The organism is Nocardia exalbida NBRC 100660 (genome assembly GCF_000308575.1).
In the GTDB taxonomy this organism is placed as follows: Bacteria; Actinomycetota; Actinomycetes; order Mycobacteriales; family Mycobacteriaceae; genus Nocardia; species Nocardia exalbida.
This window is the reverse complement of the sequence record NZ_BAFZ01000093.1, coordinates 80,345-102,576: the sequence shown is the minus strand read 5'-3', so window position 1 is coordinate 102,576 and position 22,232 is coordinate 80,345. Positions and strand designations below refer to the sequence as shown.

Annotated in this window: 21 protein-coding genes; 12 read left to right on the top strand and 9 right to left on the bottom strand. The window is 69.9% G+C overall.

Annotation, left to right across the window (positions count from 1 at the left end; translation table 11 throughout):
* The first annotated feature begins 58 nt into the window (after window positions 1-58).
* On the top strand, window positions 59-1,306 hold the full coding sequence (locus ON29_RS22970) for a class I adenylate-forming enzyme family protein (RefSeq protein ID WP_040869356.1): 1,248 nt from the start codon (window positions 59-61) through the stop codon (window positions 1,304-1,306).
* A gap of 7 nt (window positions 1,307-1,313) precedes the next feature.
* Here the strand turns inward: ON29_RS22970 and ON29_RS22965 are convergent, their stop codons facing one another.
* Window positions 1,314-2,060, bottom strand: a complete 747-nt coding sequence (locus tag ON29_RS22965; RefSeq protein WP_040869355.1) for a tyrosine-protein phosphatase — start codon at window positions 2,058-2,060, stop codon at window positions 1,314-1,316.
* A 417-nt stretch (window positions 2,061-2,477) separates the two neighbouring features.
* Between ON29_RS22965 and ON29_RS22960 the strand changes: the two genes are divergently transcribed.
* Both ON29_RS22960 and ON29_RS22955 read left to right on the top strand, forming a co-directional pair.
* Window positions 2,478-2,960, top strand: coding sequence for a hypothetical protein (locus ON29_RS22960; RefSeq protein WP_040869353.1), 483 nt, complete (start codon window positions 2,478-2,480; stop codon window positions 2,958-2,960).
* Window positions 2,961-3,003: 43 nt separating this feature from the next.
* Window positions 3,004-4,182, top strand: a complete 1,179-nt coding sequence (locus ON29_RS22955; protein WP_040869350.1) for an alanine racemase — start codon at window positions 3,004-3,006, stop codon at window positions 4,180-4,182.
* On the opposite strand, the gene ON29_RS22950 is transcribed toward ON29_RS22955, so the two are convergent.
* Both ON29_RS22950 and ON29_RS22945 read right to left on the bottom strand, forming a co-directional pair.
* The gene (locus tag ON29_RS22950) at window positions 4,152-7,529 is read right to left on the bottom strand and encodes an AAA domain-containing protein (RefSeq protein ID WP_245549073.1); all 3,378 of its coding nucleotides are present in this window, start codon (window positions 7,527-7,529) and stop codon (window positions 4,152-4,154) included. The genes ON29_RS22955 and ON29_RS22950 overlap by 31 nt on opposite strands.
* 116 nt (window positions 7,530-7,645) lie before the next feature.
* On the bottom strand, window positions 7,646-9,436 hold the full coding sequence (locus ON29_RS22945; RefSeq protein WP_040869347.1) for a DEAD/DEAH box helicase: 1,791 nt from the start codon (window positions 9,434-9,436) through the stop codon (window positions 7,646-7,648).
* Window positions 9,437-9,498: 62 nt separating this feature from the next.
* Between ON29_RS22945 and ON29_RS22940 the strand changes: the two genes are divergently transcribed.
* Together ON29_RS22940 and ON29_RS22935 are read left to right on the top strand one after the other, a co-directional pair.
* On the top strand, window positions 9,499-10,353 hold the full coding sequence (locus ON29_RS22940) for a carbon-nitrogen hydrolase family protein (protein WP_051175492.1): 855 nt from the start codon (window positions 9,499-9,501) through the stop codon (window positions 10,351-10,353).
* 12 nt (window positions 10,354-10,365) lie between these two features.
* Window positions 10,366-10,989, top strand: a complete 624-nt coding sequence (locus ON29_RS22935; protein WP_040869345.1) for a phosphoribosyltransferase — start codon at window positions 10,366-10,368, stop codon at window positions 10,987-10,989.
* Window positions 10,990-10,995: 6 nt separating this feature from the next.
* Here ON29_RS22935 and ON29_RS22930 read toward each other — a convergent pair whose 3' ends face one another.
* From ON29_RS22930 to ON29_RS22910, 5 genes are all read right to left on the bottom strand, one after another.
* Window positions 10,996-11,520, bottom strand: coding sequence for a gamma carbonic anhydrase family protein (locus ON29_RS22930; RefSeq protein ID WP_040869343.1), 525 nt, complete (start codon window positions 11,518-11,520; stop codon window positions 10,996-10,998).
* 112 nt (window positions 11,521-11,632) lie between these two features.
* Entirely contained in the window at window positions 11,633-12,448 is an 816-nt protein-coding gene (locus ON29_RS22925) for an ESX secretion-associated protein EspG (protein ID WP_040869342.1), read from the bottom strand.
* Window positions 12,445-13,752 carry a WXG100 family type VII secretion target gene (locus ON29_RS22920; RefSeq protein ID WP_157172867.1) on the bottom strand — a complete coding sequence of 436 codons (1,308 nt, stop codon included), beginning with the start codon at window positions 13,750-13,752 and terminating at the stop codon, window positions 12,445-12,447. The genes ON29_RS22925 and ON29_RS22920 overlap by 4 nt, the downstream gene beginning before the upstream one ends.
* On the bottom strand, window positions 13,745-14,179 hold the full coding sequence (locus tag ON29_RS22915) for a hypothetical protein (RefSeq protein ID WP_040869339.1): 435 nt from the start codon (window positions 14,177-14,179) through the stop codon (window positions 13,745-13,747). The genes ON29_RS22920 and ON29_RS22915 overlap by 8 nt, the downstream gene beginning before the upstream one ends.
* 34 nt (window positions 14,180-14,213) lie before the next feature.
* Entirely contained in the window at window positions 14,214-14,930 is a 717-nt protein-coding gene (locus tag ON29_RS22910; RefSeq protein WP_040869337.1) for an alpha/beta hydrolase, read from the bottom strand.
* Between the two features lie 108 nt (window positions 14,931-15,038).
* Between ON29_RS22910 and ON29_RS22905 the strand changes: the two genes are divergently transcribed.
* Window positions 15,039-15,950: an NHL repeat-containing protein gene (locus ON29_RS22905; protein WP_040869393.1), complete on the top strand. Its 912-nt coding sequence runs from the start codon at window positions 15,039-15,041 to the stop codon at window positions 15,948-15,950.
* A 22-nt stretch (window positions 15,951-15,972) separates the two neighbouring features.
* On the opposite strand, the gene ON29_RS22900 is transcribed toward ON29_RS22905, so the two are convergent.
* Complete coding sequence (locus ON29_RS22900) at window positions 15,973-16,959, bottom strand: helix-turn-helix transcriptional regulator (protein WP_040869335.1); 987 nt, start codon at window positions 16,957-16,959, stop codon at window positions 15,973-15,975.
* 97 nt (window positions 16,960-17,056) lie between these two features.
* Between ON29_RS22900 and ON29_RS22895 the strand changes: the two genes are divergently transcribed.
* The 6 genes from ON29_RS22895 (at window position 17,057) to ON29_RS34990 (ending at window position 22,180) form a co-directional block, all read left to right on the top strand.
* Window positions 17,057-18,193: an epoxide hydrolase family protein gene (locus ON29_RS22895; RefSeq protein WP_040869332.1), complete on the top strand. Its 1,137-nt coding sequence runs from the start codon at window positions 17,057-17,059 to the stop codon at window positions 18,191-18,193.
* A 169-nt stretch (window positions 18,194-18,362) separates the two neighbouring features.
* Window positions 18,363-19,355, top strand: a complete 993-nt coding sequence (locus ON29_RS22890; RefSeq protein WP_169332600.1) for a Gfo/Idh/MocA family protein — start codon at window positions 18,363-18,365, stop codon at window positions 19,353-19,355.
* A gap of 68 nt (window positions 19,356-19,423) precedes the next feature.
* Window positions 19,424-20,086, top strand: coding sequence for an IolE/MocC family protein (locus tag ON29_RS22885; protein WP_040869328.1), 663 nt, complete (start codon window positions 19,424-19,426; stop codon window positions 20,084-20,086).
* Complete coding sequence (locus tag ON29_RS22880) at window positions 20,083-20,946, top strand: sugar phosphate isomerase/epimerase family protein (RefSeq protein ID WP_040869326.1); 864 nt, start codon at window positions 20,083-20,085, stop codon at window positions 20,944-20,946. Before ON29_RS22885 ends, ON29_RS22880 begins: the two co-directional genes overlap by 4 nt.
* Window positions 20,943-21,722: a sulfotransferase gene (locus ON29_RS22875; RefSeq protein WP_040869324.1), complete on the top strand. Its 780-nt coding sequence runs from the start codon at window positions 20,943-20,945 to the stop codon at window positions 21,720-21,722. Before ON29_RS22880 ends, ON29_RS22875 begins: the two co-directional genes overlap by 4 nt.
* Window positions 21,723-21,763: 41 nt before the next feature.
* Entirely contained in the window at window positions 21,764-22,180 is a 417-nt protein-coding gene (locus ON29_RS34990; protein WP_245549072.1) for a VOC family protein, read from the top strand.
* Window positions 22,181-22,232 lie beyond the last annotated feature (52 nt).

Genomic DNA, 22,232 nt, shown 5'->3' with positions numbered 1-22,232 from the left:
GTTGTGACATGCGTCATATAGTCGCAGTGCCTGATACCTCGAGGCACGCGGAGGACGAATGTCGCAGTTGCTCGTCGAATATCCCCTCTCCCGCCCGCACGCCTGGGACAACCCGCTAGCCCGTGGCGCCGACGGGGTGCTGCGCTACGGAAACCTCACACCCGCGCTGACCGAGCTGCTGGATCTGCAAGTGCACGCCTTCGGTAGCCGCGAAGCCGTGGTGGAGATCGGCGGCCCCCGCCTGACCTACCGCGAGCTGTGGCACTGCGCCTCCCGGATCGCGGGCGGCTTGCAGGAGCACGGCATCGGATACGGCGACCGCGTCGCCGTGCACATGCCCTCCGGCGCTCGCTGGGTGCAGGCATTCCTCGGCGCCTTGCTCAGCGGCGCGGTACCTGTGCTGGTTCACGATGGGTTGCCCGAGGCGGTGGCCGAGCGCGTGATCGCCGACAGCCGTGCCGATTTCGTGCTCGGCCGCAAGGGCGCCGAGCTGCCCGACGGCGCCGCCTACATCGACGACGGCGCGGCGCTGGGCGACCTGGCACTGCTGAGCTACACGAGCGGGACGTGCACGCCCAAGGGCGTCGAGCTGACCAACGAGAATCTGCTGTCGGCCGTGCGCTCGGTGGTCGCGGCGCTGGACCTGCCCACCGATGGCCTGCGCAACCTGGTGCTGCTGCCGTTGGCGCACGCCAGCGGCTGCGTCGATCAGCTGTTGCCGACCTTCGCCGTCGGCGGCACCGTGGTGCTCACCCGGGACGCCCGAGGCATGGCCGAGGCGATCGCCGCCGAGCGGATCGACATGGTCTCCGCGACGCCGCGGATCTTCGCGGGCTTGCTGCCCGAACTCGCCGAACTGCGCGCCGAAGGGCTGTGCACCGAGGGCATCGAGCGGATCAGCAAAGCCGGTCATCGCGCCGAACGCGCCGCGTCCCCGGTCGCTCCCGTCGAGCTCACGGCCGAACTGCGCGGCGTGTTCCCCGCGGCCCGGCAGTGGTCGGTGTGGGGCGCGACCGAAACCAGCGGCATCGGTCTCGCGGTGGACCACGCCGAGCAGGCGGACTCGTCCGACGCGGCCGCGGTGCTCGGGTTTCCTTTCGGCGGAACGGAATTGGCGCTGTGGGGGCCTGGGGCGACGGCGGGCCGCGGCGAACTGCTCTGTCGCGGGCCGAATGTGACCCCGCGCTATTGGAACGACCCCACCACCACGGCCGCGCGGTTCACCGGAACCTGGTTCCACACCGGCGATCAGGTGACGATCGACGCCGACGGCTTGGTGCGCAGGGGAGCGGTGCCGGTCGAGTGATCGGTTCTCACTCCAGCATTCGCTCGCGCAGCCGCGTGAGCAACTCGGGCGTCAGCCCGATGGTCGCGAGGTAACCGTCCAGTTCGCCGTGCAACTCGCGCATCGACGCGGTGGCGATGTCCAGGTACTCCTCGCGCACGCCGAGCAGGTCGATCGACAACTCCTCGCCGGCCAGCAGTTTGCCCGTCATCAGGGCGCGCAGCGCGGGGACGGCCCCGTTGCTGAGCAGGTAGTCGGCCTGGACGTCGGCCTCGGTCACGCCGACCGCGCGCAGCAGCGTGGCGACGGCCCAGCCGGTGCGGTCCTTGCCCGCCGCGCAGTGCACCAGCACGGCGCCTTCACCGCGCAGGATGGACTCGGCGAGCGAAGCGATGGCGGCGTGCGCCTCGGGCAGCGCCGGGAACATCCGGTAGACCTCGAGCATGTGCGTGTAGGCGGTCCGCGCGGTCGCCTCGTGCGGCGGCGCCTCGGCCATCCTGGAGTCGAACGGAGTGATGGTCAGCCGGACGTCCGCGGGCAGCCGGTCGGCGCCGATGTGGTCGATCTCGCGCTGTCCGCGCAGGTCGTGGACGTCGCTGATGCCCAGTTCCCGCAGCGCGGCGTGGCCCGCGTCGTCGAGTCCGCTCAGCTGGGCAGAGCGCAGCAGGACACCCGGGCGAACCTTGGCGCCGTCGTGGGTGCGCAGCCCGCCGGTGTCGCGGAAGTTGAACGTGCCGGAGAGGAAGTACTGGTCGGCGGGGGGCGAGAGAGTCACCGATCCAGGCTATCGGGCACGCGGAACGAAACGGTGTCGGGAGCGGATCGAACCCCGCACGTTATGCTGACCGATTCGCGCGGTTTCGCTGTGGCATTTGCCACAGGATTTGGGTTGCCGACGGCTCGGACCGTACCGTTGTCAACGGTCCGCCGGGCGAAGGTGAACGCCCAGATCCCCCGTCATAGCGGGATTTCCGGGCGGCACGGCATGATCGCGCTGCGATCCCGGTTGGGTAACAAAACATTCTTTCAGTCCGGAATTGCCCATCGAACCCGTTCTCAAACCCCGAAAACGCTCTACCATTGGTGAACGTTGGACCGGGTAGCCCGAGTATTTCCCGATGTGTTGCCCGCCCTGTTCAGCGAGTCGCGCCGACGCAGGTGCGTGAGTTCTTTCGCCGAGAGGGAGTCGTCGTTGAGCGCACGTGGAGAAGTGATAACAGAAATCCGGCTACGCCCCGCCGTCACCGAGGCGGTCGAAACGGCGGCCGCCACGCTCGACTACACGGGCCTGCGCGCGCTGCGGGTGTTGCTGCACGCGGGGGTCAGTGCCTACTGGCCGCTGGTCAAGGCCACCCCGGCCAGGCAGATCCAGTCGTATGAGATGACCTTGCAGGCGCTGCGCGCGCGCTGGGAGGACAGGACCGATTGCTTCCCGGATCCGATCGCGACGGAGTTCTATCGCGAAAAGGACGCCGAGGTCACCGCGTTCTTGAAGCTGTGTGCCGAGCGGTCGGGAACGCAGTGGCTGGAGCCGGTGGAGGCGATCGCCTGCAACGTGGTCTCGATCGTGCAGGGCACGGTCCTGCGCTGGCTGGCCGATTGCAACGACGAGACCATGCTGGTGGTGCTCGACGAGATGGTCAGTGGACTGGCCACCAAGGCCGCGGAGATCTGACAAATACTGGACGTTTGACCAACTTGGTGGTTGAGTTGTCCTGGTGACCGAGACGTCGCCGATCGCGGGGCTGCACGCGGCCACCGCCGAACTCGACCCGCCCCTGGCCGCCCTCGACCTGCCCACCCTGCGCGCGAACGCCGCCGACCTGGTGCGTCGCGCGGCGGGCACCCCGATCCGAGTCGCCAGTAAATCCGTGCGCTGCCGCGCCGTGCTCGCCGAAGTCCTCGGCGCCGATCTCACCGCCGCGGGCGGCTTCGCGGGCGTCATGTCCTACTCCCTGCGCGAGGCCCTCTGGCTCGTGCGCCACGGAGCGCGCGATGTCCTGCTCGGCTATCCGACCGTGGACCGCGCGGCACTGGCGGAACTGGCCGCCGACGACATCGCGTCGCGATCGATCACGCTGATGATCGACGATGCCGAGCAACTCGACCTGATCCGCGCCGCCGTTGGCACCGATCGGGTACGGCCACGGGTCTGTCTGGACGTCGACGCGTCCCTGCGCGTCGGCCCACTGCACCTCGGTGTGCGCCGTTCTCCGGTCCGCACGCCGCAGCAGGCGGCCGCCCTGGCGGATGCGGCGCTGCGGCGGGGCTTCGACGTGGTGGGCGTGATGACCTACGAGGCGCAGATCGCGGGGCTTCCTGATTCGAATGTCGCGGTGCGCTTGGTGAAGCGGGCGTCGGCGGCGGAGATCCGCAAACGCCGGGCGCAGGTGCTCGACGCGGTTCGTTCGGTGACCGGTGAACTCGAGATCGTCAACAGCGGCGGCAGCGGCTCCATCGAGGTCAGCGTCGCCGATCCGGACGTCACCGAGGTGACCGCCGGGTCCGGGCTGTACGTGCCCACGCTGTTCGACGACTACCGGGCGTTCACCCCCAGGCCCGCGCTCTATTTCGCCATGCCCGTGCTGCGCAGGCCCGCGGCCGATATCGCTACCGTCTTCGCGGGCGGCTACATCGCCTCCGGCCCCGCCGGATCGTCGCGGGTGCCCAAGCCGGTGTGGCCGCGCGGATTGAAGCTGCTCGGCACCGAGGGCGCCGGTGAGGTGCAGACCCCGCTGTCGGGCGCCGCGGAACTCCGGATCGGCGATCGGGTGTGGTTCCGGCACGCGAAGGCCGGTGAATTGTGCGAGCGGTTCGACGTCGTGCAGTTGGTCGATGAGGACGGCTCCCGCGTCGGCGTGCCGACCTATCGGGGCGAGGGCGTCTGCTTCGGCTGACCCGCGTCGGTCAGCCGCAGGAACGCGCCGAGATCGGCGAGTTCGTCCGTGCTCGCGGGCAGATACTCGGTGAGCAGCGGCGAGCGGATGACGATCGCCTTCCACATGGCGCGGCACAGCGCGTGGATCAAGCCGCGCGACAACAGCGACGGCATGCCGTAGGGCGCGTCGGCGGGGGAGGAGGTGGTCATGGACAGCAGCACCACCGCCGCCTCCCGGCCGCGGAAGCGATCCGGCGTGCCCACCAGGACGTCCTCGATCTTGGCGCGGGCCAGCAGGGTGCGGATGCGCCCCACCTGAGCGGCGTACGGCGCGACCACGAAGATGTCGTGCGGATGCAGCCTGCGCGTGGTCGCGCCGATCGTCCAGGACATGCCGAGCAGGGCGCGGACCCGGCGCACCACCTCGCGCGCCTCCGCCGGTGACTCGGTGGCGTTGCCGTAGTGGTCCACCAGGACGGTGTCCACGCCGGGCTGCTCGCCGTCCAGGCGACGGGCCAGCGTGACCGTCTCGTTGGCGCGCAGCCGCCCGTCGTAGTAGAGGCGGGAGACGGGTTCGCAGACCGCCGGGTGCATCCGCCAGGTGCGGTCCAGGAAGTAGCCCCGCTCGGTGGGCAAGGTCTGGCGTCCCTCGGCCAGCCAGCCGAGTACCGATTCGCCGATCGGGGCGGGGTGGGCGCCGAATACGCTCGACGCGACCGGGTCGCCGAGCAGCAACAGGTTGCGTGCGCACGCCGCGACGGAGACGGTCTCGGCCAGCGGGAAGCGGCCCGCGTCGGCCACGACGAGCAGGTCGAGGGCCGCACGCGGCACCAGATCCTCGTTCACGAAGTCGGCCGGATCGCCGCCGAGGACGCAACCGCTGATCGCGTTGTCCAGGAATCGCGGATAGCGGGCGGCGTCGATCACCACCCACTCCGGGGCGACCGCCGCCGCGTCCTTCTTGGCGACCAGTTCCGGCAGCACGCCCGCCCGCACGACCGCGTCGAGCAGGTTCTCCACGGTGGCGGCCGCTCGCGCGACGATGCCGATCCGCCACTTGTTCCGGGTGATCAGCCGCTCCAGCACCCGCGCGGCGGTCGCGGTCTTCCCGGTGCCCGACGGGCCCTGCACGGCGACGTAGGAGTCGTCGAGGGCGCACAGCGCGGCGGTGATCGCCACGGCGTAGTCGCCGTGCACCTCGGGCAACCTGGCCTCGCCGCGCAGCCGCGGCGGGCGGCGGGCGAGGATGTCGAAGACGGCCGACCGGGGGGCGTCCGGCAGGGTCATCAGCAACTGCTGCGCCGCGAGTTCGATCGCCAGTTCCGCGTTCTCGTCCCAGTCCGGGAGGCCGGGCGCGATCGCGGAGGGCAGTTCGTCGTAGGGTTCGCAACTCTCGGGCAGCAATTCCTCCAGCCGGACGGTGTCGTCGAATTCGGTGTCCACCGAGCAGCCGAGCACCGTCGCCGTCGCGGTGGCCCGCAGGCCCGCCCCGGTGACCATGCCGTCCGGCATCGGCTGGTCGTAAAAGGTGTAGACGGTGGTGCCCGGGGTGAGTGTGCTCGGGCCGGGTGCGCCGCTCGAACCGGTGCCGATCCGGCCGGTGAGGGTCAGGTAGCGCCGCATCGCCGGGCGGTCGGGGCGACGATGCCACTTGGTGTCGACCGTGCCCCAGTCGGCGACCAGAACCCCGGGAGCCTCGGCCCATTCGTCCACCGGATGGCTGAGCCGGTCGGCGTGCGCCCACCACAGCGGCTGCCGCTCGCGCCGGTGATAGCCGAGCGCCGCGGCCATCATCGCGGCGGGGTGCTGCGGATCGCCCTGCGCGGCGGCGTATTCCGCGAGCGCGGCCTCCAGCGACGACGGCCGTGACGACGGCGGCGGCGCGGGCTCGCCGGGGACCGCGGCGCACCACGCGTCCGGCCGCCCCGGCGCCACGGCCCGCGTGGCGATGCGCTGCTCGCCCGCGCGATCGAGCAGCCAATCGCGTAAGCGCAGCACCGTGTGGCAATCGTGTTCGGCGGCGGGCGAATCGGGAAGCAGTCGCCGCAGCCCGCTGAGCCGGTAGGAGGACTCCCCGATGAGCAGCGCGTTACGAAGGATCGGATACAGGTCGACGAGGACGCCGTCGCACAGCAACTCGTCCACGAGTTCTTCGTTGACGCCGTGCCGTCCGGTACAGCGCAGCAGTGCCGTGCGCACCATGGCCGAGTAGTGGTAGACGTGCAGGTCGGGATAGATCCGGCGGCGCTGGGTCAGATAGTCGAGCACCTGCTCGAGCACCCGGCGTTCCGCGGCGGCGGCAGCGCGGGGTTCGCTCGATCCGCTCGGCCCGCGCAGCGAGAGGTGCACCGTGTCCCGGCCGCCGACCTCCACGACGAGCGGAGTGCGCCCGCCGCCCGCGATGGTGAGCGAGAGATCGCCGGGGGAGGGCGCGGGCAGCGCCCCGAGCGCGGCCGCGTCGAGCAGCGCGTAGGTGGGCTCGCCCGAAACTTCGCGCCGCAGCTGGATTTCCGCTTGGCGGCGCAGCGCGGAGACGGTGCGCGGCGGCACGCCCGGCACCGCGATCTCCGTGGTGGCCAGCCGATCGAGAGTGTTCACCCCCGCTTCGCGTAGCCGGGCGCGCGCCGCGGGCGGCATACCGGCCACGAGCAGCAGATCACGCGCGGCGGAGAGGGCCTCGACACAGGTGCGGCAGCGGCCGCAAGCGAGATAACGGGGATCGCCCCACTGCACGGGCAGCAGTTCGCCGAGCTTCTCCTCCACGATGCGTTCGACCCTGCGCCTGCGCGCCCGATGCAGCGGAAGCAGCTCGCTCAGCGCCTTGGCGCTGCTCTCCTCGCCCAGGTGCAGCCGCACCAGCGGCGCGGTGAGCGCGCCCGAGCGGTCGAGGGCCTCGGCGCAGGCGGCGAGTTCCAGTGCGGCGGCCACCCGGTCCGCGGTGGTCGGCGCGATGCCGTGCACGGTGTAGCGAACGCGGTGTTCGGCACGCACCAGGAAGTCGGCGGAGCACTGGAACCGGCCGTCGAAGAAGGTCGCGCCGTGCACCACGTGTGCGCCCGAGCGCAACGCGGCGACCGTGTCGGCGTGGGCGGCGGTCAGTGCCGCGACGTGGCGGGCCGGATCGCCCGGTTCGTCCGGCGGACGGTCGATCTCGACCACCGCACCACCGAACCGTGCGCGGTAGTCGGCGAGAAGGCGTTGCCGCACATCCTCGGTTCCCCTCGCGGCCTGTTGGCTCGCCGAGGTGCTTCGTGGTTCGGCCGGGATGGTGCCCAGTTCGGCGTCGAGGGCGCGCAGCAGCGCGAACTCGCAGTGCGCCGCGCGGACGAGATCGACGGTGGTGCAGACGACACGATCACCGAACACGAACAAACGCGGCCCTCCTGTGTCTTCGCGGGACACTCGCTGCCGGCGTGCGCCGAATTACACACGGACCGCAACACTGTAGCTAGCGCGCCTGACCTCGGCCTACCCTCCCCGGCTCAGGAACGCGGCTTACGACGCTCCGTCCGCTTGACGCCCTCGCGCTCGCGGCGCGGACCACGGGTGAACGACCGTTGCTGCGGCGGGCCCTGATCCAGTTGCAGCTGAATGAGCACACCGCTGATCCGGGTGCGCCGCAACGCCTCCAGCGTTTCCTCCGGCAGCTGCGCGGGCAGCTCGACCAGGCTGTGGTCCGGACGGATGCTGATGTGCCCGAAGTCGCTGCGGCGCAGGCCGCCTTCGTTGGCGATGGCGCCGACGATCGCGCCGGGCACCACGCGATGCCGCTTGCCCACGCTGATCCGGTAGGTCGCCAGCTCGGTTCCGGTGGCCCGGTGGTGCGCACCACCCTGCCGGTCCTCGTCGAAGTGCCGGACGGGCCGCTCGCGCGGGGTCCGCTCGCGATGCGGGCGCTCGACCGGCTCCGGCTCGGGCTCCATGAAGAAGGTGTCGCCGTCGTAGGAGCCCATCGCCAACGCCGCGGCGATGTCGGCCAGCGGGATGTTGTGCTCGCGCTCGTAGTCCTCGATCAGTTTGCGGAACAGCGGAAGATTCGCCGAGGTGAGGTTCTCGGTGATGGCGTCGCCGAACTTGGTGACCCGCTGCGCGTTGACGTCTTCCACGCTGGGCAGTTGCATCTCGGTCAGCGGGTGGCGGGTTGCTCGCTCGATCGACTTGAGCAGGTGCCGCTCGCGCGGCGCGACGAACAGCAGTGCTTCGCCGCTGCGCCCGGCCCGGCCGGTGCGGCCGATGCGGTGCACGTAGGACTCGGTGTCGTGCGGGATGTCGTAGTTGACCACATGCGAGATGCGGTCCACGTCCAGCCCGCGCGCGGCCACGTCGGTGGCGACCAGGATGTCCAGGGCGCCCGACTTGAGCTGGCCGATGGTGCGCTCGCGCTGGTTCTGCGCGATGTCGCCGTTGATCGCGGCGGCGGAAAAGCCCCTGGCGCGCAGCTTCTCGGCGAGCTCCTCGGTGGCCTGCTTGGTGCGGACGAAGATGATCATCGCCTCGAACGACTCGACCTCGAGCACCCGGGTCAGCGCGTCCAGCTTGCGCTGATGCGAGACCTGCACCCAGCGCTGGGTGATGTTGGTGGCCGTCGAGGTCTTGGCCTTGACCGTGATCTCCACCGGCTCGCGCAGGTACTGCTTGGAGATCTTGCGGATCGCCGCGGGCATGGTGGCGGAGAACAGCGCCACCTGCTTGTCCGACGGAGTGTCGGCGAGGATGCGCTCGACGTCCTCCTGGAAGCCCATCTTGAGCATCTCGTCGGCTTCGTCGAGCACCAGGTACTGCAACTGCGACAGGTCGAGCGTGCCCTTCTCCAGGTGATCGATCACCCTGCCCGGCGTGCCGACCACGACGTGCGCGCCGCGGCGCAAGCCCGACAGCTGCACGCCGTAACTCTGCCCGCCATAGATGGGCAGCACATGCAGCCCGGGGATGTGCGCGGCGTAGCGGCCGAACGCCTCGGCGACCTGGATCGCGAGCTCGCGGGTCGGGGCGAGCACCAGGGCGCGCGGGGTGCGGCCGGTGGCTTCGAGCCCCATCAGGATCGGGATGGCGAAGGCCGCTGTCTTGCCGGTACCGGTCTGTGCGAGACCGACGACGTCGGCGCCGGAGAGCAGCGGCGGAATCGTCGCCGCCTGGATCGGCGAGGGCGATTCGTAACCGACATCGGCGATGGCCGCGAGAATGCGGTCATCGATGCCCAGATCGGCGAACGACGGGCCGTCGGTGTCCCTGTCGTTGTCGCCAGAAACGCTGTCGACCTGATTGGTGCTCATTGACCAGGAGTTTACTGCCTCGTGCTGGTCGCACCGGTCACCGCCCCAATACGGTGAGACCTATGCAACTGGACAACTCGCCCGCGGGGCAGGACGCGACGCCGGATCAGCTGGACGTGGCGGTCGTCCAGTTCGCCCCATCGACGGACCCCTCGGCGAACCTCACGGCGGTGCGCGAGCACGTGCGCACGGCCCGCGAGCGCGGCGCCCGCGTAATCGTCGCACCGGAATATTCGATGTTCGCCGTCACCCGGCTCGACGAGCGGGTCGTCGCTGTCGCCGAGCCTCTGACCGGCCCATTCGTCACCGGCCTCGGGGAGATCGCGCGCGAGTTCGACGTGTTCCTGGTCGCCGGAACGGTGGAGCAGGTCGCTCCCGGCGGCGACCGCATCCGCAACACCCTGGTCGTGCTCGGCCCCGACGGATCCCTCGTCACCCGCTATCGGAAGGTTCACCTCTACGACGCGTTCGGCCACCTCGAATCCGATGTGGTCGAGCCGGGCGCGATCGAGGCCCCGGCCACCTTCGCGGTCGGTGATGTGATTTTCGGCATGCAGACCTGTTTCGATCTGCGCTTCCCCGAAGGCGCCCGCCGGGTCGCCGCGGCGGGCGCGCAGGTGCTGCTGCTGCCAGCCCAATGGATCCCCGGACCGGGCAAGGTCGACCAGTGGACCACGCTGGTGCGCGCGCGGGCCATCGAGAACACCGTGTACGTGGCCGCCGCGGATCAGGCCGCACCCCGGGGCGCCGGCGCGTCGATGATCGTGGACCCGGCCGGTTCGGTGCTCGCCGGACTCGGCGACGAAACGGGCGTGCTCACCGCAGGAATCGACCTGGCATACCTGAGCAAGGTGCGCACCGCCAACCCGAGCCTCGCGTTGCGGCGATTCGCGATCACCGAGCGCGGACCGGAGTAGCGTTCGACATCGATGATGTATGCCGATCGGACCTCGGCCGGTCACGCACTGGGTGAGCATCTGGAACACCTACGCGCGTCGAACCCGCTGGTGCTCGGTCTGCCGCGCGGCGGAGTGCCGGTAGCGGCGGCGGTGCGCGAGGTGATCGGCGGTGACCTCGACATCCTTCTGGTTCGCAAGCTGGGTGTGCCGTGGCAGCCGGAGCTGGCGCTGGGCGCCGTCGGCGAGGACGGGGTCCGGGTGCTGAACCCGGATGTGCTGGCGCACACGGGGTTGACGCCGAGGAAGGTCGACTCGATCGAGGCGCGGGAGCGCGCCGAACTGGAGCGGCGCAGGCAGGTGCTGCGCGGAGCGTCGCTGCCGATCCCGCTGGCAGGGCGCACGGTGGTGATCGTCGACGACGGCATGGCGACCGGCGCCACGGTCGTGGTCGCCTGCCGGGTCGCGCACCTGCACCAGCCCGCGCGAGTCGTCGCCGCCGTCCCGGTCTCCTCCACGGAGGCGATGCACCGGGTCGCCGACGAGGCCGACGAGGTGGTCTGCCCGTGGGTGCCGCGCTCGCTCGGCGGCGTCGGCGGCGCCTACCGGGATTTCCACCAGCTCGAGGACGCCGAGGTCACCGCGCTGCTGTGCTGACGGCGGTCAGATCTCGACGATGCCCTTGCGGTGACGCTGCGCCAGTTCCGCGTAGAAGCCCGGGTTGAGCCGCACCCACATCTGCGCCTGAGTGCCCTCGATCGGCCGTTTCACCTCGGCGGGAGATCCGGCGGCGAGCACGCCGTCGGGAATCTCGGCCCCGGGTGGCACCAGCGAGTGGGCGGCGATCATGCTGCCCGCCCCGATCTTGGCCAGATCCAGCACCGTCGTCCCGTTGCCGACGATGGCCTCCGCGCCGACCGCTGCGCCGTGGAAGACCACGCTGTGCGCGATCGTCGCGCCGGGCCCGATCTCCATCGGCACGTCCGGCGGCACGTGCAGCACCGCGTTGTCCTGGATGTTGGCGCGTTCCCGGATGACGATCGGCGCCAGGTCCGCCCGCAGCACCGCGCCGTACCAGATGGAGGCGCCCGCCTCGACCCGGACGTCACCGATCAGGGTCGCCGTCGGCGCGACGAACGCCGTCGGATCGACCTGCGGCCGTTTGCCTTCGAATTCGTAGAGTGGCACTCGTACACCGTAAACGGTCCGGTCGCGCCGTTGCCGGAGGTGTTGGGAACCCGCCGTGGGACGGCGGTCGACCCCACAAGGCGGTTGACCGCGTAACGGGCCGCCGAGATGTTCAACGCCCGGCGAAAGCCGTCGACGTGCGCGCGGCCGCGGTGACGAGCGGTCGCAGGTGGGCGGCGAAACCCTCCGCGGTCACCGCGACGACATCGACGTCCGTGCCGGTGCGCACCGCGTACCGGCCGTCGGCGAGGACATCGATCCAGCACAGCACGCCGAACGGGCGCAGTTCACCCGCGCCGCGTCGCGCGGAGACCACCATCTGGCCGATACCTTCCCGCGGCTGTCTGAGCAGCTTGCGGATCCGGGACGAGGTGGAGGGCCCGGCGACCGGAACGGTGACCAGGTTGCGACTGTCTTCACCGACCTGGGCCAGCGGAGCGGTCATGCGCGGGAGCGTGCCGGGAGTGTTGTCCGGAAGCATCGAAACGATCCGCGCGCAGAGGCTCTTCGAGCTGCCCGCGAACAGCCGCACGTCGCCGCCACGGTCGGGCGTCGCGCCGGGGCGCTGCGCCGCGACCACCGCGATGTTCCCGGCGGCGGCGCCGAGGATACGGATCGGGCGCGCCGGTTCGCTTTCCGCCGGTACGACGGACGGCGGGCCGCCGTTTCCCCGTGCGGGCGGGCCGGCCGCCGCGTCACGCTGACCGAACACCTCCACTCGCAGATCCGGCTGGGCGAGGATGCGCAGCGCCGCTTCCAGGTCGGCATCCAGCACCTGGGCACACCAGTGATCGAGCGCCGGAAGCTGCGCGGCGCGCTCACCGCTGTCGCGTGCCGACAGGCGCACGGCCAGCGGATAGGGGATGCGATCACCGTCGGTGCGTGACCAGGCCAGCGCGAACTGGTCCGGGGTCAGCGTCCAGTTCACTCGTACTCAGACCATTCACCGAGGACGGGCGGCGTGGTCGGATCGAGGGATCCGATGAGTTCGCCGCCGTCGTCGGAGGGTTCGAGGAAGGTGGGGAGCTCGTCGAGATCGAACTCGTCGTCCTCGTCATCGAGCGGCACCGAGCGTGCGGACACGGCGTTCGCGGCCACGCTCGAACCCGCGCGCGGGGTGTCGACCGCGGCCACCGCGCCGCCCATCAGACCGCCCATCGCGCCCGCGCTCAGGCCGGTGACCGCCGCGTCGCCGCCGTCGTTGTTCTTGCGCCGCTCGTCGCGCTTGCGTTGTTCCTCGGGCGGCACCTGGCTCCCCACGCCCGGTACGGCGGGCGTTGTCATGGGCTCGCTCGTCGCCGAGGCGGACGCGGTGGTCGGTCCGGACGCGGCCGCGGCGGGCGCGGTGCGCAGGAGGGATGCGGCCGCCGCCACCGTCGGGAGCGCCGTCGTAGCGGTGGATGCGACCCTGGGCGCGGTCGTCGCCGGTGTCTCGGCCGTGATCGGGGCGGCGGCGGGCGCGGCAGCGGCGGCGGACGTGGTCGGAGTCTCCGCGGCGGGCGCCTGATCGGCGGGCGCCGTGCCGGCGCTCCGCTCCGCTGCGCGGTTCGGTTCCTGCGCGTGCGTTCCCAGCGCAATCGGCTGCGCGTCGGGGGAGGGCTGCACGGTACCGACGAGCTTGCTCGCCGGTACGGGGGTGGGCGCCGTGGCGGCCGACGGGTCCGCTTCGTCGGGGTACGCGGGCACGTCGGTGCCGGTCTGCACGAACACACCCGCGTAGATGTCGTTCATCGCTCGCACGACGTCCTGGCGGGCGTGCTCACTCGCCTTCTGTCCTTCGACATTGCTGGTCGCCCGGGACGGATCCAGCAGCGCCCCCGCGAGATCCGGTGCCGCGGTGGGCGGCTCGGTCACCGCGGCGCGCAGCGCTTCCGCCGCGTCGCTCGCTTGCCCGAGACGCTGCGAGACCACCGCGAACACGTCGGCCAGGTCCTGGCCGCTCTGTTCGAACACGCGCACCACCGCGTCCGCGCTCTTCGCCGCGGAGCCGCGCCAGCCGTCGGCGATGACCGCGCGAATCTCGTTGTGCGCCTGGAAGACCGCGTCGGCGAGGTGCGCCGCCGCGTCGCTCCAGGCCTGCCTGCCGCCCGAGAGCACCGCCGGGTCCAGCAGCTGCACCTTGGCGTGGATCTCGCTGTGTGTGAGGTTGTCGAACACCTCGACGTTCGGCGCGTACGAGGGGTCGGTGCGCCGGTGGGTGGCCCGCTCGCCTGCGCGTGGCATCTCACGCATGCGCGGCTCCCGTCACGTCGATCCGTTCGACCGCCTGCGCGAGCGCTTCGTCGGCCTGCTGGTAGGTGGCGGCCGCGGCGCGGAAAGTCTGGGCGAGATCCCTTGCGGCGGAGGCGTATCCGGTCAATCGCGTAATCGCGCCGTCGGCTTTGCGCTCGAAACCGGCGCGCAGCGCGTCGCCGGAGGCGAAGCCGCCGAATCCCGGCAGCCCGGTGGCGGCGCTGAGGATGCGGATCTGCTCTTCGACCCGGTCGGCGAGCAACTCGTACTGGCGCGCGCAGCGTTCGTGCGCGCCGTCGGCGACCAAGAGGCCGTCGATCCACAGCGAGCCGTCGTCGACCGCTCGATTCAGTGCGGCGATATCGACACCGGGTGCGGTGACCTCCGCGGGCGGCTCCCCGCCGAACCCGTTCTCCTGTGATGGCATCTGCGCCGTCCCCCTTCCTCGTCCGAAGAGCGGTTCACGGATGTCGTGCCAACCCCACGACGACACCCTGCATCCAATCCGCGATGTCGGCAGTGACCCGCGCGTGCACCGGCTCGTGCAACAGGTCGTGCCCTGCGTCGATGTACTCCCGTAAATCTACCGATTCGTGGCGGCTAGTCCAGACCCTGATCGCATCGATCGGCGCGCGCCGATCGTCCACACCGTGCACGGCGAGCACCGGAAGTTCGCGTGGCAGTGGCGTTCCCGGCGCGCCCGGCGCACCACCGCCCAGCGCGCGCTTCGGAACGCCCGACAGCACCAGGCCCGCCAGAGCGCCTGCGTGCAACGCGGGCCGCAGCGGGCAGTCCCGTTCCAATACCGTCGAATGCGTTGTCGCATCGGCCGGATCCGGCACCGCCGCGCCGAGCATGCCCAGCGCGGTCACCGCGCCGAGCGAATGGCCCATCAAGATCAGCGGCCGATCCGCGCGAGCCAGCTCGACCAGCCGCAGCGCGTCCGCCACCAGTTCGGCCAGCGTGCCGGGCCGTTTCGGATCGCCCTCGCTCAACCCGTGCCCGGCGGTGTCCAACGCCCATACCTGCGCCCCGCTGGGTTGCAAGGCGCGCGCGAAACGATGGTAGTGCCCGCTGTGCTGGCCGATTCCGGGCAGCAGCACCACGGTGCACGAGGAGTTCTCGGTCGACCACCGCCGATAGTGCATCCGGCCGCGCGCGCCGTCGAAGAATGGCATTCACCGATAGTGCCAAAGATCGTGTCGCGGATGGGACCGCACGATGCGGCGTCGAGAGCGGTTAGGATCCGCGGCGACCCCCACCTACCCGAGCCCGAGGTGCCCGCGTTGAGAATCCTCCACCGTCCAGGCGCTCTTCTTCTGTCCGCCGCGACGTCGACACTCACCGCGATACTCGCGCCGGGCGCGGGCGCCGCGCCGCCGGTCGCCGCCTGCGACCCCGCGGTGGCGGTCACGGCCGTTCCGGCGCTCGTTCCGGTGCTCGACTGGTCGGAGAATCTGGGTTACGACGCGCAGGGCAACCTGTGGGTCTCGCGGCTCTATCGCAACGAGGTCCAGCGCTACGACGCCGCGGGCACGCTGACCGCGACCGTTCCGGTGGAATTCCCCGGCGCGGTCCGGCTCGGCCCCGACGGGCTGCTGTATGTCGTCTACGGTGACGCGCCGGTCAGCGTCGTCCGGCCGGGCGGCGTGGTCCGGTTCGATCCGGCGGCGGCCGTGCCGAAGCCGGAGATCTTCGTCTCCGGCTACACGATGCCCAACGGCGCGGCCTTCGACCCGAGCGGCAACCTCTACGTCGCGACCGTGTCCGGCGTGGTCAAGATCCGTCCCGACGCGTCCGTCGACACCGCGTGGGGCGCGCCGCTGGCAGGACTGGCCGCCAACGGCGCGGCCGTGCACGACGGCGCGCTGTATGTCACAGCCAACGGCGGCCCGCTCGGCCGGATCATCCGCATCCCGCTCGACGACCCAGCGGCCCGCGCCACCGTGACCGACTTGTCCTCGCGGCTGCCCGGCCTCCCGGATTTCGCTGATGACCTGCTGATCGACCCCACCGGCATCCTCTACGTCACCACCCTCACCGGCCGATTGATTCGCGTCGATCCCGCTACCGGCGCGGCCTGCGCCGTCCTCGAAACGCAGCCGCTCACCGCCGTGGCCGCCACTCCGGCCGACCCGGGACAACTGATCGCGGGCACCGAATCCGGCGCTCTCCTCCGCATCGACCTTTCTCGCTGAGCCCTCGGGCTGCGCCGGATGCTCAGGCATCGGCACGGGGTGGCGGATTCGCGCCGATCGCGCGCCCGGCGCGTTCGGCGATGGCGCGCAGGTGTGCGATCAATTCCGGCGGTTCGTGCACCCGGAAATCCGCTCCCAGCCCGAGCAGCCGGTGCGCCAGCCATTCCGGCGCGTCGTCCCGCAGGGTATCGATCCGGCAGGTGCCGGCATCGATCGCGACGATCTCGCCGGGGTTCTCGCCCAACCGTCCCGCGACCAGGTGGGCGGGAGCGTGGATGGTGAGGCGAAGACGGAAGGTCGGTGAACCCCAGTCGGTGCGGCGGCCCGCGACGTAGGCGGCGGCATCGGCGGCGGGGAGCGGGCGCGGGGTGAACCGGGCTGCGGTGGGCTGCGGACGGTCGATCCGGTCGACGCGGTACACCCGCCAGCCGGCCCGGTCGAGGTCGTAGCCGACCAGATACCAGCGCCGCCGGGCGGGGACAAGGCCCACCGGCTCGGCATTGCGCCTCGTTTCCGCCCCCGCCTCGTCGCGATAGGCGAAACGCACCCGCTCCCGGTTGGTCACGGTCGCCGCCAGTGTGGTGAGCACGTCGGGGTCGGCGGCGGGCCCGCCGCCGGTGGGCGGGGTCAGGGCGGTGGCGAGGACCCGCACTCTGCGCCGCAACTTCGCGGGCAGCACCTGCTCCACTTTGGCCAGCGCCCGCACCGCCGCCTCCTCGATCCCGGCCACCCCGGCCCCGGCGGCGGCGCGCAACCCGACCGCGATGGCGACGGCCTCGTCGTCCTCCACGAGCAGCGGAGGCATCGCCGCGCCCGCCACCAGGCGATAGCCGCCCGTCGCGCCGAGCGTCGCGGTGACCGGATAGCCGAGTTCACGCAGCCGGTCGATGTCACGGCGCACCGTGCGATCGGTGACGCCGAGACGTTCGGCCAATTCGCTGCCCGGCCATTCACGCGGCGTCTGGAGCAGCGACAGCAGACGAAGCAGCCGGGCGGGGGTGTCGTTCATGACGTCGAGGATGCCGGAAATCTAGGACCTGATCAGTCCTAGATGGTCCTTAACGTCGTCCTCGTACCGCAGGACCGACCGGCAAGGAGCCGACCGAATGACCGACATCCGCCCGTTCCGCATCGAGATCCCGCAGGCCGACGTGGACGACCTGCACGACCGGCTCGCCCGCACCCGCTGGACCGCGCAGCTGCCCGGCTCCGGCTGGGAACGCGGCGTGCCGGTCGGCTACCTGCGCGAGCTGGCCGAGTACTGGCGGACCGGATTCGACTGGCGCGCACGAGAAGCGGCGCTGAACGAGTTCCCCCAGTTCAAGACGCGCATCGACGGGCTCGACGTGCACTTCCTGCACGTGCGCTCGCCGGAGCCGGACGCGACGCCACTCATCCTCACGCACGGCTGGCCCAACTCGTTCGTCGAATTCTCCGAGACCATCGGCCCCCTCGCCGACCCGCGGGCATACGGACTCGATCCGGCGCAGGCGTTCCATGTGGTGGTGCCATCGGTTCCGGGTTTCGGCTTCTCCGAAGGGCCGCGCGAACCCGGCATGACACCGGCGGCGGTGGCCGGGATGTGGCTGACGCTGATGGACCGGCTCGGCTACCGGCGCTTCGGCGCACAGGGCGGCGACCTCGGCGCCTACGTGACGCCGGAACTCGCCATCGCCGCACCGGACCGGGTGATCGGTGTGCACCTCGACGGCGGGATCGGGATGCCGACCGAGGCGGACGTGCCCACGATGACGCCAGAGGAACGCGCCGAGTGGGACCGGATGCAGCAGTGGATGACCGGCGGCGTGAACCATCACGTCCTGCTGCGCGCCGCCCCGCAGACCTTCGCCCACGCGTGGACCGATTCGCCGGTCGGTCTGCTCGCCTGGCTGATGCAGAAGTTCACCGAGTTCGCCCCGCTCGCCGACCGGGTGGAGGACGTGATCAGCCGCGACCATCTGCTGACCGTCATCAGCCTGTACTGGTTCACCGACACCGTGGCCTCGTCGTCGTGGCCGATGTACAACGGCCTCGGCGACGGGGGATTCGCCTGGCCGAAAGGCCAGAAACCGGTGCCCACCGGCACTTACGGCGGCGGTTCCGCGCTGATGCGGCGGCTCGCCGAACGCGACAACACCGTCGTGCACTGGCCGGAGGGCAACACCGGCAACCACTTCATCGCGATGGAACGCCCCGACGCGCACGTCGCCGACATCCGCGCGTTCTTCGCCGCCCTGGATTGAGTATCGCCGGCTGCCCCGCTCCCGCCTGCCGCGCAACGATGCTTGCGTTATCGATGTGGTTGCCATAACCTTTGCGGCGGGGAAGGCTGAGCAACAACCGATTTCGAATGACACAGTCGTTTCGGTCGAGTCCTGCCGGAGTAGAGCTTTGTAATCGGGAGGGGGATTGTTGAGCTACGGGGGAATATCGGCGACCCGGCGCGTCGGCGTCGCGGTGGTCGGACTGGGCAATGCTGGGCAGGGCCATTTCGCCGCCATCGGGAATTGTCCGGAGTATTCGGTTATCGCGGGTGTCGAGCCGGACGCCGACGTGGCGCGACGAGTTTCGGTCCCGATTCGCGACTTCACAGAAATTCTCCGCGACGATGCGATAGATGTCGTGGCGTTCTGCCTGCCGCCCGGTGGCAGAGCCGAACTGGTCGCCCGCGCATTGCACTGCGGTAAGCACGTCGTGGTCGAGAAGCCGCCTGCGCAAACCGTTTCCGAATTGGACGATCTCGCCTCGGCCGCGCGAGCCGCCGAGCGGTTCGCGGTTGTCATGTTCCAGCATCGTTTGTGCTTGCCCGACCGGCTGACCGCACTCGATCCATCCGCGTTGGCACAACACTTCTCGGGTGCCACAGGCAGCCTTGTCGTCTCGCGGCGGCGCGCCGATACCTACTACGGGCAGGGATGGCGATCGCGTGCGGCCGTGGCGATGGGTGGCGTCACCGCCCACCTCGGTGTGCACTATCTGGATCTGGCGTGCCAAGTCCTGGGTCCGATCGCCGAGGCCGAAGTGCTGTCCCGGGTAGAGGCGGCACCCGGTGTCGACAGCGAGTTGGTCGGACACGTTCGTTTCGCCTCCGGAGCGGCTTTGAATATCGCTGTCACCAGCCGCTCCGAACATCGGTGCGAGCATCTTGCCATCTTCGGTTCGAAGGACCGGCTCGAGATTCGGGATGGCGCTTGTACCGGTGAATTCGACGGAGAGCCGATCGCTCGGGCCGCGCGTCCGGCGGTAGAACTGCGAGCCGAGGTCTATCGTCGCTTGGCGATAGCTGTCCGAACCGGTAGCGACCCCGGAGTTATCGCGTTGTCACGCAGTCGGTCCGTCACCGATGCGCTGGTTCGGCTGTCGGGTGCCGCCGCGACGCCGGCAGGAGTCGACAGCGCATGGTGAGGGTCGATCAGAGCGTCACAAGACGAGGTCGCCTTCAAGATATCGGTACCGGACTCAGTTCCGGCACCATGCCCGAAGGTTCGGCAGCGGAACTCGCCGCACTGACTTCCGCTGCCGGAGGGGCGGGCGTCGACCTGCGGGCGGGCAAAGGGCACGGCTGGGAGCGCCACGGCGTCGACGAAGGCATCGCCGCTGTACTCGGCGCCGGGCTGTCGATCTATTTTTTGGGATCGGGGCTCAGACTCGGCGAGCGAGCATCGCGTTTCGATTCGATCCGGCCAGTGATCGCGGTGCCGATCAAGGTGTTCTGTGTAGCGGAACCGGACCGGGCACTCGTCGACGCGCAATGTGGTGCGGCGGTCGAGCAGGGAATCGAGTTGCTGGTCGAGACGCACCAGGGCGGACCCGATGTAGTGCGGTTGACGGCGCTGGCCGAACGCACCGGAATCGGTGTGGTGCTCGACCTGTTGGGCCTCGCGCGGATCGGCGGCTCGAGCCGGAGCGAGCTGCGCGACCTGGCCCCGCACGTGCGGGCTGTGCAGGTGAAGGGTTTTGAACCGCCCGAGAACGGTTGGCGGCATCGTCCCCTGGAATCGTCGGACCTGGATCAGGTCCGGCAGATAGTGGATGACGGTGCGCCGGTGCGTGCGATAACCGTGGAGTCACGTGCGGGTACACCGCGGCAAGATCTGGCCGTCGTCCAGCAGCTTCGCGCGGAGGTGCTTCGATGAAGCTCGCGGTGATAGGTGATGAAATCGCGCAGGACATCGAGGTGGTCGCCGAGGTGGCGGCTGCCGCGGGAGCGGTAGGAGTCGAGATCCGGTCGGTCGCCGACCGCGCGCCGGCCATGCTCACGAGGTCCCGGCTGCGGCGGATCGGGAACGCACTCGATGCCAGGGGCCTCACGGTGGCGGGCTATGCCCCACCCGCGTTCAAATGTCCGCTGCCGCGCACCGACGAGGAATACGCCGCGGTTGCCGATGAACTGCGGAAGTTCATTCAGCAAGCTGCCGTGCTCGGCGCGCCACATATACGGATATTCACCTTCTGGCGAGATGGCGAGCCCGATCCCGTCGTGGCCGCGCGCGCCGTCCACCGTGTCCTGGCCGAGGTGCGATCCGATATACCGTTCGTCGTCGAGACGGGCACCCGAACCAATACACCGACCATGCGCCACGTGCTGGAGTTCCTCGAGGCGTTGAGCTTCCCGGGTATCGGAATCCTGTGGGACCCGGGAAACACCGTGTTCAGTGGATGGGATCCGGCGCCTTTCCCGGACGACTACGCCGCAGGCAGAACACTGATTCGTCATGTGCACGTGAAGGATCCGGCCGGCATGAACGGCTATGTTCGGATCGGGTCGGGCGATCTGCCCTGGCCCGCGATCTTGCAGCGGCTCGCCGATGACGGTTACACGGGGTATCTCAGTCTGGAGACGCATTGGCGTATCGGCCGTGTGCTGTCCGCGCAGGAACGTGACACTCCCTGGGGAGAAGCCTTTTCCCGCGGTGGTCGGACAGCGAGCGTCGAATGCCTCGGCATCCTTCGAGCGATGCTGGATGAGATCGCGAAGGTGGGGCCGCCGTCATGAGCGATGCGCCTCCCGTCATCGTGCTCGGTGCCCAGCGGTCCGGTACTACGGCACTGGCTTCGGTGCTCGATGCCGCGTTCGACAAGGTCGGTGGCATATTCACCGTCAACGGGAAGCTGCCCTACATCTTGCACCGGTGGGTGACGGCCGCGGATCTGCAAGCGCGTCACCTTCGTGTCGATGAGATGATCTGGGCGTTGCATCGCAAGGCGCCGTTCGGAACGCACAGCGAAAGATGGCTGGGGACAACGGAAACCGTTTTGCGCGCTGCTGCCGTAGCGGTAAGCGCAGGGGCAGTCGCCGATCCGGTGCAACTGCGCCGGGACGTGCTCGCCGGGGCGTATGCCGGCGCGACCCGGTTCGGTGACAAATACAACGAGTACCTGCTCGAACTCGACGCACTCGCGGAGAGCCTGCCGGACGCGCACTGGGTGCTCCTGATCCGGAATCCGGAAGCGGTGGCTCGGTCGACGCTGAGATGGGCCGGGGATCGTCCGTGGCGGCCCTCGGACCGGGGGGCGGCTTTGGCGAAGTGGGTGGCATGGCATGAACCATGGCTGGCCCATCCGCGTACGGCTGACCAGCGATTGTGCACGGTCGTCGAATACAGTCAGCTGTGCGCAGGGCGTGGACTGTCACGACTCGGCTCCCGACTCGACGTCGATCTGGCTCCGTACCGCGAGCTGCTCACCGAGTCTCCGGCACCGACCGACGCCGCGCTTCCCACTCGGGTTCGCGACACGTGGACTCGGCTACTCGGGCAAGCAGGATTGTGACACGAAAGGCTGGACGCATGTCAGTTCTCCCGTACGACTCCGTGGCGACATCGACCGACTTCCACCTCGGTCTACACCACGTCCAACTGGCCATTCCGCCGGGTAGTGAGCCGGAATGCCGCCGGTTCTACGTCGAGATACTCGGCTTGCGGGAGGTGCGCAAACCTCCTGTGCTCGCGGCTCGCGGCGGCTTGTGGGTTCGTGGCGACGGGCTCGAGATCCACCTCGGTGTCGAACAAGATTTCCGTCCTGCGCGTAAGGCTCATCCGGGCATTCTCGTGGGCCGCCTGGACGAGTTGGCCCGGAGATTGACCGAAGCGGATGTCGAACTGTCGTGGGACGAGGAATTCCCGGGATTTCGTCGATTCTATGCTTTCGACTGTGTGGGCAATCGGCTCGAATTCATGTCTCCGCTGCATGACTCGGCGCAGGAAGATGAAATCGACTCGGGTAGTTGACAAACGGCATCATAATGCTGCAAGATTTATTCGGTAGCGATTACCGGGTCGT